The sequence below is a fragment of the Streptomyces fractus genome (genome assembly GCF_049844455.1).
GTDB lineage: Bacteria > Actinomycetota > Actinomycetes > Streptomycetales > Streptomycetaceae > Streptomyces > Streptomyces fractus.
In genome coordinates this window covers 82343-98978 of sequence record NZ_JBMYHI010000001.1, presented here as the reverse complement: position 1 = coordinate 98978, position 16636 = coordinate 82343, and the positions used below count along the sequence as shown (strand labels likewise).

Here is a 16636-nt window from a genome sequence, read left to right as displayed (position 1 = left end):
GAGCCCGGCGCAAGCCGGCGACGGCTGGACAGCGTCCGGAAAGGAAGCCCCCTTGAGCGAGAACCAAAGCCCCGCGCTGCGTACCGCACTGGCCTACTACGAGGCGTGGACAACGCGCCACGTCGACCGTGCGATGACCTACGTCGCCGATGACATCGTCTGCGACGCACCCGGCGGACGGATCGAAGGCGTGGAGGCGTACCGCACGTTCATGGCGGCGTACGCGCAGATTCTCACCTCGGCCGAATTGATTGCCGCGTTCGGCGACGACGAGACGGCGGTCATCGTCTACGACACCCGCACCGTGCCGGTGGAAAGCGCGCCCGCCGCCGAGTGTGTCACCGTCGCGAACGGAAAGATCGTCGCCAACCGCTACATCTTCGACCGGCTGCCCTTCGAGCCACCGCGGCCCGCAGCCACGTAGGCGCATCGCCGACGAACCCGCAACGCCCTCAGCCGCACCCCATCCCACCGCCCCGGCCCCCAGGGCGGTGGCGCCACAACACCTACGAACCAAGGAACACCCCATGGAAACCTCGAAGCTCACCGACTCACTTCCGCTGCGCGTGCTGGCCGGCGGTCGCATCTTCGTCGCCGCGAGCCACCTGCTGACACCCCGGCTGATCACGCGCGCCTTCGGCATGAAGGCCGACGGCACCCCGGCGATCGCGTACGGCCGCATGTTCGGCATCCGCACCGCGTTCATGGCCGCAGGGCTGCTGAACCTCGAAAAGTTCAGCGCGCCCAGGACCTTCGTCAAGATCAACGTACTCATCGACACGGTCGACGGCCTCGCCTTCCTGGCCGCAGGCCAAAGGAAGGACATCAGCGCGACCTCCGCCGCACTGGGCGTGGGAGTGTCCCTGTCCGCTGCCGCCGCCGGGGCCGTCGCGCTCCGGGGCGACCGCGACCGATGAGCCGCCGCGCCACTTGTTAGCGCTTCGCGGCCTTGGGCGGGGCCGCGAGCGCGAGCTCGACGCCACGCCGCACCCACGCGTGCAGCGCCTCGTCGTTCGTGACGGTTTCCGGCGGCGCCGCCACCATGCCGCGCCGCACGTGCGTCTCGCGCGCGCCGTCCGCCAGCGCGGCCTCGCGCCCCTCCTTGCCGACATGCACAAGGAGCTGGTCGTTCTCGATCCCGATGGCCATGTGCGTGTTGACCATGAACGCCAGGCCTCCGAACATCCTCTGCTCGGTGAAGGTGGAGAGCTCCGCGACGGCATCGCGCGCGCGTGCGGCAAGGTCCTCGTCATAGGCCATGCGACCACGGTACGACGCGGCTGGTCGGCCCGCCTGCCGGGTCGTCAGGAGCCGACCCGGATCTTCCACGCGTGCTCGTAGTGCAGTTCTCCCCAAGCCCGGTCCTCATTCCTCGCCGGCGCCGTCACCCTCGTCCAGGTCGGGCGCGTCCGGATCGCGGAGGGGGTGCAGGCCCTGGCCGGGGCTGCTGGCGGTGATGGCCCCGGACTCCTATCTCTGTCCCGAGGGGCAAAGTAGCTCGCGGTGACGGTCAGGGGTGTACGGCCGTGGTCTTCTTCGGCTGGCGGGGCACGGTCTTGGTCTTGTCGAGGTGCCCGTGCACCGTCGAGCGGCGGACGCCGAGCATGTCAGCGATCTCCTGAACGGTCTTCTCGCGCTCGTCGTAGAGGCGTTGGGCGAGCGCAGCCTGGTCCCGCTGAGCTTCGGTCGGCGTCCGCCGACCCGGCCGCAGGCACGTGCGGCGGCGAGGCTGTCGCGGGTGTTGGCCACGATCAGCTCGCGCTGGAGCTCGGCGAGTCCGGACAGCATCCCGAACATGGCCCGGCCCTCCATGGTGGAGGTATCGATACCCCGTTCGATGACGTGCAGGCCGATCTCGCGCTCACACAGCTCGGCGCCGAGGGCCACCAGGCGCAGCACGGAGCGGGAGAGCCGGGAGACCTTCAAGGTGTCGCCCTCGCGCAACACCTTGAGGACGAGATCAAGCTTCGGCCGCGACGCCTTCGTGCCGCTCACGGTGTCGAGTCACGAGTTCGTAGCAGCGCTTGGCAGCACTTTGCCCCGCCGACGATCGGCGGGGCGAAGACGGCGTACCTTCCCCGGGCGAGCCGGCAGCTCCCGGGGACAGTTCACCGGCTACTGCGATGTGGCCGTCGGGGAGGTCTTGTAGAACGAGCCGGACACGGAGATCCAGGCGTAGGTGCCCCCGGTACCCGTTGCGGTCGGGGTGCCGGCCACGTCGATCTGGCCGGGCTGGCTGATCACCGTGATCGTTCCGTCGGTGTAGATGTCGCAGCGCACCAAGCCCAAAGTCTCCACACCACTGTTCGAGGCGGCGTAGATGCCGTCCTGCGTGGAGGTGGGCCGGAACTCCTCGGGCAGGGTAGCGATGACGTCGCCGGCAGTGAACCCGCTGTCCTTGGACAGCCGTCCGAACGTTTCGACCTTGTCACCGTTCAGGCGCACGAAACCGTTGCCGGTGACGCCTTCGCCGAGGGCGAGGGACGCCCACTCGCCAGCAGGTGCGGGTGAGTCCTGCGGGCCGAGCTTCCATTCGATCAGTGCCACCGTGTGCGGGTCGCTGTCGCTGCAGGCAAATCCCGCGACCAGGTGGACATTGTCCAGGTTGGTGGGGTCCGGGGTCCGGATTGCCAGGCCGTCGGGCTCGCGGGCCTCCACCTCGCCCATCAGGGCCGTAACCGAGGTGGAGGAGATGCGCTCCCCGGTGGTCAGGTCATAGATGCGGATGACGCTGTAGCCCTCGGGAGAGGAGGCCAGACTGTCACCGGCCCACACGTACAGGTAGTTCCCGTACGACACGAAGCCCTGCGTGGGGCCCGCGTCCTCGGGGTCGTTCTCGTCGACCGGGACGCGCGCCAGCGGCCGGAAAATGCCCTGGTAGGCCTCGTCGAGGTCGTACACGATGTGCTCACGCACGGTCGTTCCGCTGGGGTTAAAGCCGTAGATCAGGCGCCGGCCGACCGGGTCGATGTTGCAGGCCACCCACCGGTCGTATCCGGCCGTCGGGTTGAACTGTGCATCGACGTTCACACTGTCGAGGATCCCGCGCTTTTCGACGTCGTCGTAGGGCTCGTAGTCGAAGTAGCCGACCCTCTGGCTGTAGCCACTGGTCCCGCCTGAGGAGGCGTAGAAGCCGGTCCACAGTTTCACCGTGCCGTCGGGGCGGGCATCCACAGCGAACTGCATGCTGTAGCCGATGCCACGGGCGTACATGCGATCCTGCAAGTTGCCGTCGGTGTCCAGGCGGGAGATCGTCATGTCACCGTGCGCCTTGCGGTCGGCGTAGGAGACGGGGGCGGCCTCGTCATAGAGCTGGACGTTGTTCTCCGTGATCTGCATTGCGTAGATGTGGCCGTTGACGTCGTCGAATGCGAAGGACTGCATTCCTGTCACGTCGTGCAGCAGCGCGTTGAACAGCAGCGTGTCCGGCTCAGCCGCGACGTCGATGCGGGACGTAGCGGGCGGCAAGACCTGACGGTTGGGGTCGCTATTGGCGGGGGTGGTGTTGCCCGGCCACCTGATGACCGTCGGGTGCCAGCCACCCTCTGGTGGGACGGAGTTAAAGCCCGCGCCCAGTACCCAGGATGCAAGACTGTCCGCGTCGGTCAGCCATACCGCCAGGCCCTCGGGCTCACGGTGTGTGTCCGGGTAGTTTTCGTCGTCCAGCAGGTCGTCGACGAGGACGGACTCCACCAGTCGGCCGGTGGTGAAGTCGTAGCGGAACATGATCGTGGAGACCCTGGGCTCGACGTCCAGCTGATATCCGGTCCACATATAGAGGTAGTTCCCGACCGCGGCAATGCCCTGCACGAGCAGGTCGCTGCCACGGTCCATGGCCAGCGTCGCGATCGGCTCGAATACGCCCTGGTAGGCCTCTTCGAGGTCGTAGAGGGTGTGGTCGAAGATGTCCATCGCGGTGTTGGTGTGGGAGTACAGCAGACGACGGGTGGTCGGGTCGATGGCCGTGGCCGCCCATACCGAGGGTTCCCCGTCCGGCATGAAGCGAGTGATATCGCCGCTGTCCAGAGCGGTGGTGTCCGAAGGGCTCCAGGGAAAGTAGCCGATCGTCGTCGAGTAGCCCGGACCCCCAGAATCGTCTGACGCATCGGTACCCGTCCACACGTTCACGGTGCCGTCGGACAGCGGGTCCACTGCGATCGCGAGAGCGTTGCCGACACCCCGCACGTACATGCGGTCAAGGTAGACGCCGCTCATCGTCATACGGCTGAAACACAGGTCACCGGCCGCGATGCGGTCGGTGTGCGAGACCGGGGTGTCCTCGTCATCAAGTTGAACACCCTCTGCGATGGGCTCGGCTATGTACACATTCTGGTTGACGGAATCGACGGCGAAGGACTGCATGCCGCCGTCGCCGCCTGTGGTCACGTTACGGAACAACACCTCCGCGTCCGCCGACACATCCGCCCAGGAGGCAGCGTCCGCCTGGTACAAGTGCAGCGCGTCCTGCTGAGGGCCGGACATTTTGCCGCTTGGGAACGAACCGGTGGAAACCATGGTGAATCCCCCTTGTGCCGGGTGCTCCTGGCAATTTCCAACCATACGAGAGTTGACAAACATTTCCGGGCAACTTCGGTAGATCGGCTGGGAGTTGACCGGCGACGCACCACCAGGGCGCGGACGTTCTCGTGATCCGGTCCGGGCGAGGTCAAATCCGTGACCGGCGTGTGGCCGGCGGGACGTCATCGCGGCGGCCATGTTGATCCAGTATTCCGAAGCGAGCTGTCAAGCCGATCGCGAGCCTGCACAGGGCGCCACCGGGGTGAGCAGCCATCGCACGTTTCCGCATCCCCGGCAGCGGAGTTCAACTCGGCCGAAAAAATGCCAGATACGTAGTCACAAAGAGATCGTCCAGTTCGAAGTCCCACGGTGCGTCGGCAGACTCGGCGTTGTCGCACGTGTGGGGGCGGTCTCCGTGAGGCCGTCCCCACACGATCAAAGCCCCGTTGCACTCCCGACAACCGGCGAAAAGGCCAGGTCAGACGGCACCCCTGAGGAAGAACTCGGCACCTTACAGGCATACGCCTCGGGCACTTCGTCATATCATGGACGGAAATGGGACATAGAGAGTCGCGACACCCGATGGTTGATCTGACGCGGGCAGACCGTCCGACGCCAACTGTCGCGAAATATCAGAAACCGCAAAGTGACGTCAGACCCAACCGTCAGTGCACCATCTGAACATGATTGGCATCTCGTGAAAGTCGAATTCGGTAAGATCAAGGGACTCCTGCAGCAATCCCGAATCTTTCTAAGTGGACACACTGTCGGTGCTGTCACCAAAGACCCTTTTTACAAAAATGAACTTCTCATTGAAATTCCAGATGATCTTGCCGTGGAATCGTACAGTGCATTTTACGACCGTAGTGGCCAACGCTTGGGTTCGATTGGCTCGTTTTCGTACACCAGATCAGTTCTTGACCGACTCATGACTGTGGGACGTTATTCATCGATAGCTCCTCGCTTGCAGTTTTTGGGTGCCCATCACCCGCTGGAGTGGACGAGCGCATCTCCGACGTTTTTCAACTCCCAGTCTGACGTAATGGCGACACTGGCAGAAGATACTGGACTGAAAAACGAATTTCATCACTTCGCTCAGCCGTCGAACCGTCTCTACATCTCTGTCGGCAATGACGTGTGGATTGGTCAGAATGTCACGTTGGGGCGAGGGATTACCGTCGGAGACGGGGCCGTGATCGCTGCGAACTCTCTCGTTGTCAAGAACGTTCTCCCGTATCAGGTTGTTGGCGGGAACCCGGCAAAGCCGATCAAAATGCGATTCGACGACAAAACCATTGACCGCCTGCTCCGGCTCCGCTGGTGGCAGTACTCCCCTCAAAGTATTTCAGACCTGGACATCCCCTCCGTGGAACGCTTCTGCGACTCCCTGGAAGAACGCGTACTTGCAGGAGAAATTTCCCCCATGGAAACGGAAATACTAACTACCAAGCGGATTCGACAGTGGCTTGATACCAAAGAGTGTCCCGACTGAATTTCCCTGTCGCCTAATCGAGAGGAGGGAAGGTTGAGCCTTTTCAGTTCGCCACGTGAAGGTGAGGATGGCGGCGACGATTTCGTAAGCCAGTTCGAACTGTAGTGGGCGTGACGGAAGGCCCGGTAGTCTTCCAATCGGGCGAACGCCCGCTCCACGGGACCCTCAGCCGGGCGTGCACCTTGTTGAGCCGCTTGTGCTTCTCGGTCAGTTCGCTCTTCGGCCGTGTCTTGATCGGGGCCTCGATCAGCCCGGGTAGTCGCCCGTGCCGTCGCCGAGCTTCTCGCACTCCGCGCGTCGTGACCGCCTCGACCACGGCGCGTGCGGCAGGACAAGCGGCCAACGAGGCTTCCTCCTGGCTGAGTTCCGGCGTAGGACATCGTTCTCAACAGCGAGGGAGCCTCGCGCGTCCTCTCGCACCCCCAGACTCGAGGCGCCGGATTCACCCGATCACGCCACCAGCTGAAAAGGCTCATTATTGAATTGAAAGGCGCGCGACAGTTTCATGAAGATTGTTTTCCTGGCAGGGAATGCGGATGTATTGGGCGGTGCAGCGAGCGCGATCAATACACTGGCGTCGGCTTTCATCGACCGACATGATGTTGAGATCGTTTCTCTTCGACGCGTTTCGGACAGCCCGTTTTTTCCCTGTGACCCCCGGGTGCGACGGACCTATCTTGTGGATATTCGGGGGCCGCGGGAGGCCGAGTGGGAGCGAGATGAGTTTTATCGTCAGCCGTCCGATGTAGTAGGGCATTGGAAGGAGGACTGGAATGAACGGAGTGGGGCGCGTCCCAACCGGTACACGGATGCTGCATGCAAGGGGTTTTTGCAGGGGACGGATGCCGACGTCGTCATCGCGACCCATCATGCTTTCAGTGCTTATCTTGCCGAGTACGGCAGGGATGACTACCTCAAGATCGGCCAGGAGCACACGGTGTTCGCGGCGCATGAGGGTGAGGTTCGCGAGGATCTCATCCGCCACTATGCGCGGCTTGACGCCCTGGTGACTGTCTCGGAGGAGGATGCGCGCAGCACACGTGCCAAGCTGAAACTCGGCAGTACCGTGATCACCTGCATTCCGAACGGTATCCCGCCTGTGTCGATCTCGCCGTCTCGCCAGGACAGGAAAATTGTCATGGCGGCCGGACGGCTGGTGGAAATCAAACGCTTCGACCTCGCAGTGAAAGCGTTCGAGAGGATTTTGCCCGAGTTTCCCGACTGGACCTTTCGCCTGTACGGTCGAGGCCCGGAGCGTCAGAAACTCAAGGAGTACATCGATAGGCAGTCGCTCAGCGAGAATGTTCTGCTCATGGGGCCGAGCAATTCCATGGCGAGTGAATGGGTGAAGGCGTCCATCGCGTTCTCTTCGTGCCGCGACGAGGCGTTCGGCATCATGATCATTGAGGCCATGCGGGCCGGCGTTCCGGTGGTCAGCGCACACGCCCCATACGGTCCAAAGGAGATCATTCGTCAAAGACTGGACGGCATCATCATCGATGATGATGATGAGGACGAAGTAGCTGCGCTCGCGGGCGCGCTGCGTGAGCTGATGGCTGATCCTGTGCGCCGCGCGCACATGGGTGCGGCGGCCGTTTCGCGCTCGCTCGATTTCAGTGCTCAGCGGGCGGCGTCCCGGTACATGGAGCTGTTCGGGTCGCTGATGTCGCATCGCGTTGGCGGAGGTGAGGCGGACGTCGGCGTTGTGGAAGCGGATTGCCGTGTCATGGAGGACGGGACGCTGCAGTTTCTCCTGCCGCCATCGACCAGGCCGGGCCGGCGGAGTCTTGTCCTGGCCAAGGAGGACGGCACGCGCCGCGCCTTCCCGGTCGACGAATCCGCTGGCCCGACGGCCCATATCGCACCGTCCGAGTCTTTCCCCGCGGGAGACTGGTCGGTTTTCCTGGCGCAGGGGGGCGGCATGGACGGTGATCTGGGACGGCCGCTGGTGGGCAGGGAGATCGACCAGCGGGTCCCCGGCCCTCACGAGGCATTCCTGATTCCTGGAGGGAAGGTCGCAGCTTTGCTGCGGTTCCCCTACCTTGCCGCGGAGGGGCGAGGCCTCATGGTCAGGAACGTGCAGCTCGCGCACCATGCCGAAGTACGGTCTCGCGTCGCAGACGGCACGCACATGACGTTCCGCGTTGAGCTGTTCGGCATGGATCTATCCAGCGTGCGGAGCGTGTGGGCGCGCTCACGCAACCGCGAGGAGTCCCAACTCGACTTCGAGGTGGAGGCCAAGACTCAAGACGACGGCCAGGTACGGTTCGACGTTCCCTTCGAAACACTCACCCAGCGGCGCAGCAGCGCGGCGGCCGATATCTGGGACCTGTTCCTGACGCGCGACGACGAGCAGCGCCCGGTGCGTATCGGCAAGATGGACACGCAGGCGCTCAACATCGGGGCGGTGCACAATTACCCGGTGTCGTTCTTCGAGGACACGCCCCATGGACGGGTGCGATGCCGCTCCTACTTCACTGCCGGAGGCAAGCTCACCCTCAACACAGTCGACCTCGATTCCCGTGCGACCTGATCGACAGCTCTCGGCCGACCGCTCCGCGTTCACTGTGCCCCGCTCCGCGATCGGGTGGTGTCTGCCGGGGTGCGGGAGCGGGGCGCTGTGTGCCCCAGGCCGAGGCGCTTGTTCATGTCGAGGCAAGGTGCCGTGCGGGTTGACGTTGGACCAGAACAGGGCGGTCAGGCCGCGCCGGTCCTCGTCGCTCAGTCTCGATGCCCAGGCGGGCTCGGCCAGGATCTGCTGCACCAGCAGGGTGTTGACGTGCACGAGCGCGGACTGCAGCAGATGCAGCGCGAGCATGCTGGTCTCGGCGTGTTCCTTGTCCGGGCCACTCAGCGCGCCGTCCTTGCCGTAGTGCAGGACGGTGTTCGCCGAGTTCCAGTTTTCTACGACCTGCAGTCCGCCGTGGATCTCGCGGCGAAGGCCGGGGCTGGCGAGGTAGTCGCAGGCGAAGATGGTGCGCACGGCGCGGCCGAGTTCTTCGAGCGCCTGGTAGGTGGGGTGTTTGGGGCCGCCGCGGGTGAAGCGCCGCAGTACCTGCTCCGCCTCCGCTGTCCCGAGACGCAGCGCGGTGGCGTACTTGACCATCTGGTCGTACTGCTGCTCGATCAGCTCCCAGCGGATCGGCCGCGTCAGCGAAGCGCCGAGCGCCGTCCAGCCCGGCGGGGAGTCGGCGGGGCGGTACAGGCGGATGCTGCCGATGTTCTTCAAGCGGGGCAGCAGCTGGAAGTTGAGCAGCTCGGTGAACGCGAACCCGACCACCGAGGCGCCATGGGTGTCGACGTACTGGGACTCGATCTCGGCGTCCGTGCAGTGCCGCAAAAGGCCCTCGATTATCGCCGCGACCTCGGACGACGAACAGCTCTTGAGCTGGGAGTAGATGCAGAACGTTCTTCCTCTCCACGTGCCAGTAGATCATCACGCCGTTGCCGCCGTAGCGGGCGTGGTACTCGGTCATGAAGTTCGAGGACCACGAGCCGAACTTCTTCGAGTCTGATGCGCACGAGGTGCCGCGGCCCCACCAGTCGGCGTCGCGGGCGGCGAAGGTGCCGTTCACCAGCCGGGTGACGGCGGCGCGGAGGTTGTCGACGGGTGACGAAGTGCCGGCGCACGTGCCGCAGCGCGGCCTCGCTCTCGCCGTGCTCGCCGGTCGCCACGATCGCGCGGATCCCCATGTTCGTCCCCAGCGCGAAGAGGGCGAGCAGGAGACGACGCTGGAGGACATCGCGGTCGATGCGCTCGTACGCGGCGACCGAGGAGAACTCGTCGGTGAAGCTGGTGAGGAAGTCGGTGTTCTTCAGCACGTCCAGGAGGTCGAGCACGCCCCAGCGCCGTACGACCTCGTCCTTGAGCGTCTGCAGGCTGGTCGGTTCGGCCAGTGGCTCCAGCTTTGGCACGGTGATCCACGGCTCGCCCTTGCGCGTCGTGACCTTCACCCCGCCCGCCGAGCCGTCCACGAGCGCTGCGGACAGCCGGTCCAGGCCCGCGTTCATGCGCTTCTTCAGGTCGGCGATGAACGCCCTTGGGTTCAGCGGCTGGCGGATCGCGGCGTAGTGCACGGTGCGGGTGGCCTCGAAGTCACCGGGCAGGTCGTCCTCCGGGTTCTTCCAACGGGCCGCACCCTCGACATAGATCTCCCGGCGCCGCACCGCGTCCCGCAGCGCGACCAGAACGCACAGCTCGTACGGGATGCGCTCGACCCTGCCCTTGTCGTCGACGACCGCCTCACGCCAGTCCTTACGCACCACGCCGTCCATCGGCGGTTCGTCCCCCGCCGCGTAGAAGCGGGTCTTGCCGTCGAAGCCGGCGTACTTCTTCAGCAGCTTCATCGCGTCCATCACCGGCCGGTAGGCGGTGTTGTTGCACTTGAAGCCCAGCGTGTTCAGCAGCGGCGGCAGCAATCTGCCGGTAGTACGAGCTGTACGAGGAGCGCAGCGTGGTGCGGACCTTCGCCTTGAAGACCTTCTCGTTCGCCTTCGCCTCGGCCACCAGGTCCTTGAGAGTCTTCTCCCCGACCACCGGATACAGCGCCCGCCGTACGACCTCGTCCGGCTTGCCGACCGCAGCTTCCGCCAGTTTGAAGAGGATCCCCTCCTTGCCCCGGACCTTCTTCAATTCGGCCGTCAGTTGCTTCTCCACCCGCCGTTCCGCACGGGCGTTGATCTTGTGGACCAGGGCGATCAGGAGGTCGACCAGGGCATCGGTGATCTCCGCCTGACGGGATGAGCACAGCGCCGCGAGCAGCGTGATCCGTACCTCCTCCGCCGTGTCGCGGAAGTCCGAGGGGTACATCTTGATCGCCCTCGCCCGCCACGCGGCCACCAGCTTCTCCGAGCAGTCCGCGAACAACCCCTTGGGGAGGCCGAGTTCCCGCACCGACGTGAGCTTGAGGATCTCCATCAGCAGAGCGTCCAGACCGACAGCCCCCGGGTCGCGCTTCAGCGCGGACAGCAGCGCGGTGCCCTCGTCGTTCCCCGCCGCGACCAGCGCCCGCAGCCGCTCCCGCCCGACCGTGCCCAGGCGGTCGATGGTCCGGGCGCAGAACGCCCGCTCCCACCTGCCGCGCGCCGCGACCAGGACCTTCTCAAGACGGGTCGGGCCAGGCGGCTCGATCTTCCACGTACGGCACTCCACCAGCAGGGCCTCGCGCTGCCGGTCCTCCACCAGCTCGATCGGGCACACCTCCGCGGCCAGCCACGCAGTCAGCGAGTCCTCGTCGGCGCCTGTCGGCGGCCGAAATCCCAGGGCCTCGCGGATCTGCTTACGGTGCCGCTTTGCGCCCGCCAGGTCGTACTTCGCCAACTCCGCCGCCGGCACCTTCACCAGGCCCGCGACGTACTCCACCGCGGCCTGGGGGAACTCCTCGATGAACTCCGGGAACCGGGCCTCGATCTCGAAGAACTTCAACATCAGGCAGAAGCCGAGCCGTGTCGGCCCGGTCTTGTTGGCCACGAGTTTCCAGTCGCCGTCCACCAGGGTCCAGCTCGCCAGCAACTCCTCTGGCGACCACTCCTGCCGCACACCCGCCCCTTTGCCATCGACCTCCCGGGCATTCGCCCGGACAGTCCAACGAGGCGCCCCACCACGGGAAACGGCCCGCATAGCCTACCGGCGGGTTACTTGTCCCCTGGCGTCTGAGCTAGGGCTTCGGGGCCGGATCCGCCGGCGGTCGCTGTCCGTCTTCCCGAAGGACGGCACTGATCGCAGCATTCGTCCGCTGCCCTGGCACCATCGCGGCAACGGCCGACTTCGTCATCTCCGGGACGCACCCCCGCTCGGACGGGACACGGGCATGATCGGAACCCCGCCGACAGCCGAGCCGTTGGGCTGAACATGGCACCCAAGAAACACGCCCCCGCGGCACGCCGAGCCAGGGAAGCCGCCCGCCGCGCCGCCGCGACCGAGCGCATCGGCCCCCGCCCCGTCAAGACGCCTCGACGTCGGACCCTCTACAGTCTCAACCCACCTGGGGCCTATTACCGGGACTGGGGCACGCAGACCGGCACGGACGAGGAGGTGATACGTAAAGTCAACGAGGCCTTCGGGGCCGACTCCGGAGAGGCCACCATGATGCGCCTCTTCCTTGGGTACCGAGACATCTACGGGCCGAACGTTCCCATGGCGGCCGCCAGCCACCTCGACGTGATCCTGCAGGACACCGGTCTCGCGGACCAGCTCACTGCATCAATGGGCTCCGCGCCCGACGATGTGTGGGACTCGCTCCACTCCCTGCACTCCCAGGGCACGCTCCTCGTCGCGGACGACGGGAGCCTGTGGATGACTATCCCTCCCGCCACTCCGTACTCCACCACGAGCAGCGGGCAGTGGACCTTCGTGGAGCAAAAAGTGGCCGCGCCCGCGGACTGAGTTCACGGAACCGTCAGAACGAGCGCACCGCACGTGCCGAGCGGCGGCGTCGTGTGCTGGTGCCGCCGTGCGGACTCGCCGCAGGGGGTCTGCGGCTGTGCAGGGGCGAACATCTCCCCTGGTTGTGACGACGAGGACGCTCCGCTTTTTTATGAGGCAGACACAAGGCCCCTTGCAGACGCGGTGTACTCAGGGGCAACGTCAGGGTGCTTTCTCGCCCAGCCGCCCAGCAGGCGGGCGTACGCCTCCCGCCGGGCTCGGCGCGGCGTGGCCTCGCCGAGCTCCCAGCGGTTGAAGGAGACCCGGGACACGCCGAACACGTGGGCGACCTCCTCCTGGGTCAGTCCGGCTGCCTTCCGCAGCGAGGCACGTACCTCGGGAGTGGCCAGGTCGTCCGGGCGAGCGAGCAGCGCATCGACCGCGCTCAGCAGATCAGACATTCAACTCCTCCTCATACGCCACGGAACTGTACTGAACCGTTCCGGGTTCGGTAGAGATCTTGTCTGCCTGTGTGCGGGTTGACGGCGTGTCGCACGAAATCCGGCCTGCGGTGGCTTCAGGCCGGCCTGGACTTGCCAGTAGGGCATCCCAGGCCGGTTCCAGCGGCAGCCGCTCGGGCAGTCCGGCCAACAGTACGCCGCGGGGGCGCCGGGAGCGGACGGACGCCGGGTGCGCGCCCTCACGCGGGTACCCTCGCGGTCGGTCGGGCCGAGACCTGCGCACGCACCGTCGCTACGTGACGCAGCAGTTCATCGAGCAGAGCCTCGGTTGCGCGTTCCCGCGCTTCGGCTGCGTACTCGTGCGCGTCCCCGCGTGAGCCGCGCACGTACCGGGCCATCCGAAAGATCCGATCGGCCTCGGCCTGCACCTCCGGATGCTGGGAAAGACGCTGCAGGGCACGGTCCTTGCGCTGATCACGGAGCTGGCGGGCCATGTGCATCCGGAAGCTCGCCAGGGCACTGTCCGGAAACCCCTCGCTCGGCGTGTGCTTTTTCACGGTCGCCCAGGTGTCGGTCTCGATCTGCGCCGACAAGGCGGCAACCGAGTCCGGGTCGTCCAGGTCGGTGCGCAGGGCGAGCACCAGGTCCACGGCCTCGCGTACGGCATCCGCCGCGAACCGGTTGTCGCGGCACCGGGGGCACTCCCCCGCCGAGTCCTTCAGCCCGCAGGACCGACACGGACGGGCCAGCTGCGCCGCCCGCTCCCTCGCGAGCTGGTGGCGATTGCGGTCTGCCTGCGCGCGGCGTACCGCCACCTCGGCCTCCTGCTGCCTACGGACGCGCACCGCGCTCGCCTCCTCGGCCAGGAACGCTTCACGGACCTTCGCCTCGTACTCGGCACGCAGCTTGGGGCTCGCGCCGCTCCAGCAGCCACCGCTGGCTTGCGCCATCCGCTGCCGGTGACGACTCTTTCGGTTCTCAACCCGGACCGTGCAGGCATCGCAGTCACTCCGGGTGTCGAGGCGGAAGCCGTCATCGCACATGTCCGAACTGCAACCGGGCCGCCTGGGCAAGCCGGAACGCGTCAGCCAGGCGACGAGATCGCGAATCGGTCCGCCGATGTCCTTGCGGCGCCGGTGCAGCCGGACGGCCAGGCGGAACGGAGCGTCCTGCTTCCCGACGAGTGGCACCAGGCGGTCGATCTCCCGGCGGACCAGTCCTGCGACGAAGCGGGCCGTGGATGTCTTGGGCAGCTGCTGCCACTCCTCGATCACCGGTTCCAGGGCGACAGCGAGATCATCGGGCAGCTGGCTGGCGGGCAGCACCCGCTCGAACGCATTTCGCTGAAGGTTTCGCCGTGGCTTTTCCCCGCGAAGCGGGCCATCACCAGATGCCCGAGCCAGGCCACCGGTGTGATCCGGCTGAGTGTCGGGATGGTCCTGGCGCGCCTGCGCGGGTTTCGGCAGCGCTGGGTGACCAGAGACGGCAGAGCCGGAAAAGCCATCAAGCTCAACGAGAGAATTCCCAACAGACGCAACCAACCGTGGGTGGGATGTGTGGATGTGTGCACTCGACTCGTTGCCTGAATCATCGTCACATCCGCCTGCCTGAAGGGCAGATGAGGTCATCGAGGCCTGCTGATCCCTGGGTGCACTAGCGGCCGCCGCGTCCAGGGCGTCATCCAGGCTCTCCTGCGCCCAGTCGTCGCCCTCCAGCACCAACTCCTCGTCGTCCGCACCGCACCGCGCACAACCACGCGGCTCGCCCCCTTCGGCAGCCTCGGCCGTCGCCGTCGCCGCGGCATGAGGCGCGGGGCGATCGACCGGGACCGAGCGCAGGCGTGTGTAGGCCTCGGAAACGGAGGGGATCCGTACGCGATCACGCTCACGGCCCTCCGGCCCGTCCAGGACCAGCTTCCGCGCCCCGACCAACCGGTCCACGGAATCTCGGGCCACCTCCAGATCCCACCCCGTCAACAGGGCGAGCGTGGCTTCGGCACGACCGAAACCCGCGGCGACCCGCCCCGGGCGCATGCGCACACGCCCGTCCTGACGGGAGGCCAACACCAACAGCAGCGCGGCCAGCCGGTCCTCGGCGAACCCCTTGCCTCCGTTGCGCAGCGTGCGGAACGCCATGAACCCCGGCGGAGTTGCCCCCCGGTCCGGATCGTCCTTCGGCGCAGCCCACCCTGGACACGTCACCGCTTCCGCGACGCGCAACAGCGTCGCGAGGTCCTTCTGGTTCAGGAAGCTCATCGGGCTGCCCGTGCCGGCCGTACGAGCCTCGTGCAGCGGCAGCAACTCGAGCCGCAGACAGGTGACTTGGCCGCCTTCATTACGACCGTGCGAGAGCTTCACCAGGCCCCGCTCCACCAACTGGGGCAGCACTGTGTGCGCGAGATACGAGATCGAACAGCCGAGCCAACCGGCGAAGTCCCGGCGCTGAATCGAGATAACGGATGACCGGCCGGGGGACTTGGCGAGCAGCACTACGAGCGCCAGTTGCACGATGGGCGGCGAGCCGGCCGCGCGAGGGTCGTTCAGCAGCGAGGTGACGGCTGACGCCAGCGCTGTGCGCATGCGCGGCAGAAGAACGAGGGATTCATTGGGTGTATGTGCAGGTTGGGGTACGTGGAAGGGGGAGGAACGAGCAGGCGCCGATTCGGCGATGGGCGCGACTGAACCGCCCCTCTGACTGGTAGCTATGATGTGCCCCTGTCGAGGAGGTTCGGGAGATGGTCAATCGCCGACGGCGCTGCCCGGGAAGGTAGTTAGGCCGTCTGACGATTTCGCTTAGTTCTGGTCCAGCTCTCGCCTCCTCGACAATCTGAGTAGATGTTCACGCGGGTTAGTCCGACGCTGCCGTGGACTGTGCGGTGGGTGTCTTCTTCCGGCGCGGCTCGCGAGTCGGGGTCTGGGCGAGCACGGAAGGCAGCTCGTCGATCCACCGGCCGATGGGAAATCGGTAGGCGATCCGCCCATCGAGCGGGGCAGGCTCCTGCCCGTCGGAATCAGTCGCCTCCAGAGTCGCCCGCTCCTGTCGCGAGTTGGCCACGAGGACCTGGTCCTGCATGACCCACAGGGTGGTTTCCGCAGTCGTGCGCGAGTCGGTTACCGCGTCGCGAGCAGCAGTGAGAGCCGCCAGGTGCCACGTATCGACGTTCTGTTTCATGGAACGCTGGCGCTGCTTGTCGGGCCAGGTCACGCCGCTGAGAAGGCGGTGGAGCTTGATGACGATGATGTCGGCCTCGAAGTGGACCTCGGGTAGCAGGCCGTCCTCGACCGCACGGTAGACCCACTTGCGATTGACGCCCGCTGCGGCGGCAACAGAGCTGGCGCTGAGCGTGCGCCTGGACGACGGCATGGAGGCTCCTGCTGATCATGAATGGTTGTGACCGGATCACCGTACATCAAGCACCGAAGTTACGTCCCTTACAGGGACATAGATGGAGCGGTAGCGGGATCGAAGTACGCATCCAGGCATCGAAGTTGCGGTCCGACGGTCGATCGAACGATAAGAGCGTCGATCGATAGCAAGTAACTGACACCGATAGGCGCATGCGCACGCATATCGATAGCAGCCGCAGCTCAGAGGAGATCTGATGGCAAGTCAATGGAGCGCTCACCCCAGCCGACCGGGGCTGTGCGTCAGCCTCTACACGCGATGTCCAACACGGCGCATAGGGACGCAGATGTGCGCTCGTTGACGAGGGAACACACCGGCGTCACGTGAGGTGACGACCTGCGGGAAGACCCGGCAGAGTGAGAAAACTTCCGGACGCTCCGGGCGTGTCATCCCAAA

12 protein-coding genes and 3 pseudogenes are annotated in these 16636 nt (G+C 65.7%); 5 read left to right on the top strand and 10 right to left on the bottom strand.

What is annotated here, in order from left to right:
• The first annotated feature begins 52 nt into the window (after nucleotides 1-52).
• The gene (locus ACP4E5_RS00470; RefSeq protein WP_425824663.1) at nucleotides 53-424 is read left to right on the top strand and encodes a nuclear transport factor 2 family protein; all 372 of its coding nucleotides are present in this window, start codon (nucleotides 53-55) and stop codon (nucleotides 422-424) included.
• A 103-nt stretch (nucleotides 425-527) separates the two neighbouring features.
• Nucleotides 528-917 (top strand): hypothetical protein, encoded by a 390-nt coding sequence (locus ACP4E5_RS00465; protein WP_425824662.1) that lies wholly within the window; start codon nucleotides 528-530, stop codon nucleotides 915-917.
• Nucleotides 918-933: 16 nt separating this feature from the next.
• On the opposite strand, the gene ACP4E5_RS00460 is transcribed toward ACP4E5_RS00465, so the two are convergent.
• The 3 genes from ACP4E5_RS00460 to ACP4E5_RS00450 all read right to left on the bottom strand — a co-directional run bounded on the left by ACP4E5_RS00460 (nucleotide 934) and on the right by ACP4E5_RS00450 (nucleotide 4515).
• Nucleotides 934-1260: a TfoX/Sxy family protein gene (locus ACP4E5_RS00460; RefSeq protein ID WP_425824661.1), complete on the bottom strand. Its 327-nt coding sequence runs from the start codon at nucleotides 1258-1260 to the stop codon at nucleotides 934-936.
• 210 nt (nucleotides 1261-1470) lie between these two features.
• Nucleotides 1471-1995, bottom strand: coding sequence for a recombinase family protein (locus ACP4E5_RS00455; protein WP_425824660.1), 525 nt, complete (start codon nucleotides 1993-1995; stop codon nucleotides 1471-1473).
• A 120-nt stretch (nucleotides 1996-2115) separates the two neighbouring features.
• Nucleotides 2116-4515 carry a phage baseplate protein gene (locus ACP4E5_RS00450; protein WP_425824659.1) on the bottom strand — a complete coding sequence of 800 codons (2400 nt, stop codon included), beginning with the start codon at nucleotides 4513-4515 and terminating at the stop codon, nucleotides 2116-2118.
• Nucleotides 4516-5215: 700 nt separating this feature from the next.
• On the opposite strand from ACP4E5_RS00450, the gene ACP4E5_RS00445 reads away from it, so the two are divergent.
• Both ACP4E5_RS00445 and ACP4E5_RS00440 read left to right on the top strand, forming a co-directional pair.
• On the top strand, nucleotides 5216-6010 hold the full coding sequence (locus ACP4E5_RS00445) for a CatB-related O-acetyltransferase (RefSeq protein ID WP_425824658.1): 795 nt from the start codon (nucleotides 5216-5218) through the stop codon (nucleotides 6008-6010).
• 505 nt (nucleotides 6011-6515) lie between these two features.
• The gene (locus ACP4E5_RS00440; RefSeq protein WP_425824657.1) at nucleotides 6516-8543 is read left to right on the top strand and encodes a glycosyltransferase; all 2028 of its coding nucleotides are present in this window, start codon (nucleotides 6516-6518) and stop codon (nucleotides 8541-8543) included.
• Nucleotides 8544-8729: 186 nt separating this feature from the next.
• On the opposite strand, the pseudogene ACP4E5_RS00435 reads toward ACP4E5_RS00440, so the two are convergent.
• From ACP4E5_RS00435 to ACP4E5_RS00420, 4 genes and pseudogenes are all read right to left on the bottom strand, one after another.
• A pseudogene (locus ACP4E5_RS00435) lies at nucleotides 8730-9362 on the bottom strand (Tn3 family transposase); the annotation flags it as partial.
• 118 nt (nucleotides 9363-9480) lie between these two features.
• Nucleotides 9481-9753: pseudogene (locus ACP4E5_RS00430) on the bottom strand (Tn3 family transposase); the annotation flags it as partial.
• Nucleotides 9677-10021: pseudogene (locus ACP4E5_RS00425) on the bottom strand (Tn3 family transposase); the annotation flags it as partial. The pseudogenes ACP4E5_RS00430 and ACP4E5_RS00425, both read right to left, overlap by 77 nt.
• Nucleotides 10022-10265: 244 nt before the next feature.
• Nucleotides 10266-11549: a DUF4158 domain-containing protein gene (locus ACP4E5_RS00420; RefSeq protein ID WP_425824656.1), complete on the bottom strand. Its 1284-nt coding sequence runs from the start codon at nucleotides 11547-11549 to the stop codon at nucleotides 10266-10268.
• 312 nt (nucleotides 11550-11861) lie between these two features.
• Between ACP4E5_RS00420 and ACP4E5_RS00415 the strand changes: the two genes are divergently transcribed.
• Nucleotides 11862-12395, top strand: coding sequence for a hypothetical protein (locus ACP4E5_RS00415; RefSeq protein ID WP_425824655.1), 534 nt, complete (start codon nucleotides 11862-11864; stop codon nucleotides 12393-12395).
• Nucleotides 12396-12544: 149 nt separating this feature from the next.
• Here ACP4E5_RS00415 and ACP4E5_RS00410 read toward each other — a convergent pair whose 3' ends face one another.
• The 3 genes from ACP4E5_RS00410 to ACP4E5_RS00400 form a co-directional block, all read right to left on the bottom strand.
• Complete coding sequence (locus ACP4E5_RS00410; protein WP_425824654.1) at nucleotides 12545-12835, bottom strand: helix-turn-helix domain-containing protein; 291 nt, start codon at nucleotides 12833-12835, stop codon at nucleotides 12545-12547.
• A 239-nt stretch (nucleotides 12836-13074) separates the two neighbouring features.
• Nucleotides 13075-15414: a hypothetical protein gene (locus tag ACP4E5_RS00405; protein ID WP_425824653.1), complete on the bottom strand. Its 2340-nt coding sequence runs from the start codon at nucleotides 15412-15414 to the stop codon at nucleotides 13075-13077.
• Nucleotides 15415-15682: 268 nt separating this feature from the next.
• Nucleotides 15683-16198 carry a hypothetical protein gene (locus tag ACP4E5_RS00400; RefSeq protein WP_425824652.1) on the bottom strand — a complete coding sequence of 172 codons (516 nt, stop codon included), beginning with the start codon at nucleotides 16196-16198 and terminating at the stop codon, nucleotides 15683-15685.
• Nucleotides 16199-16636: the final 438 nt, after the last annotated feature.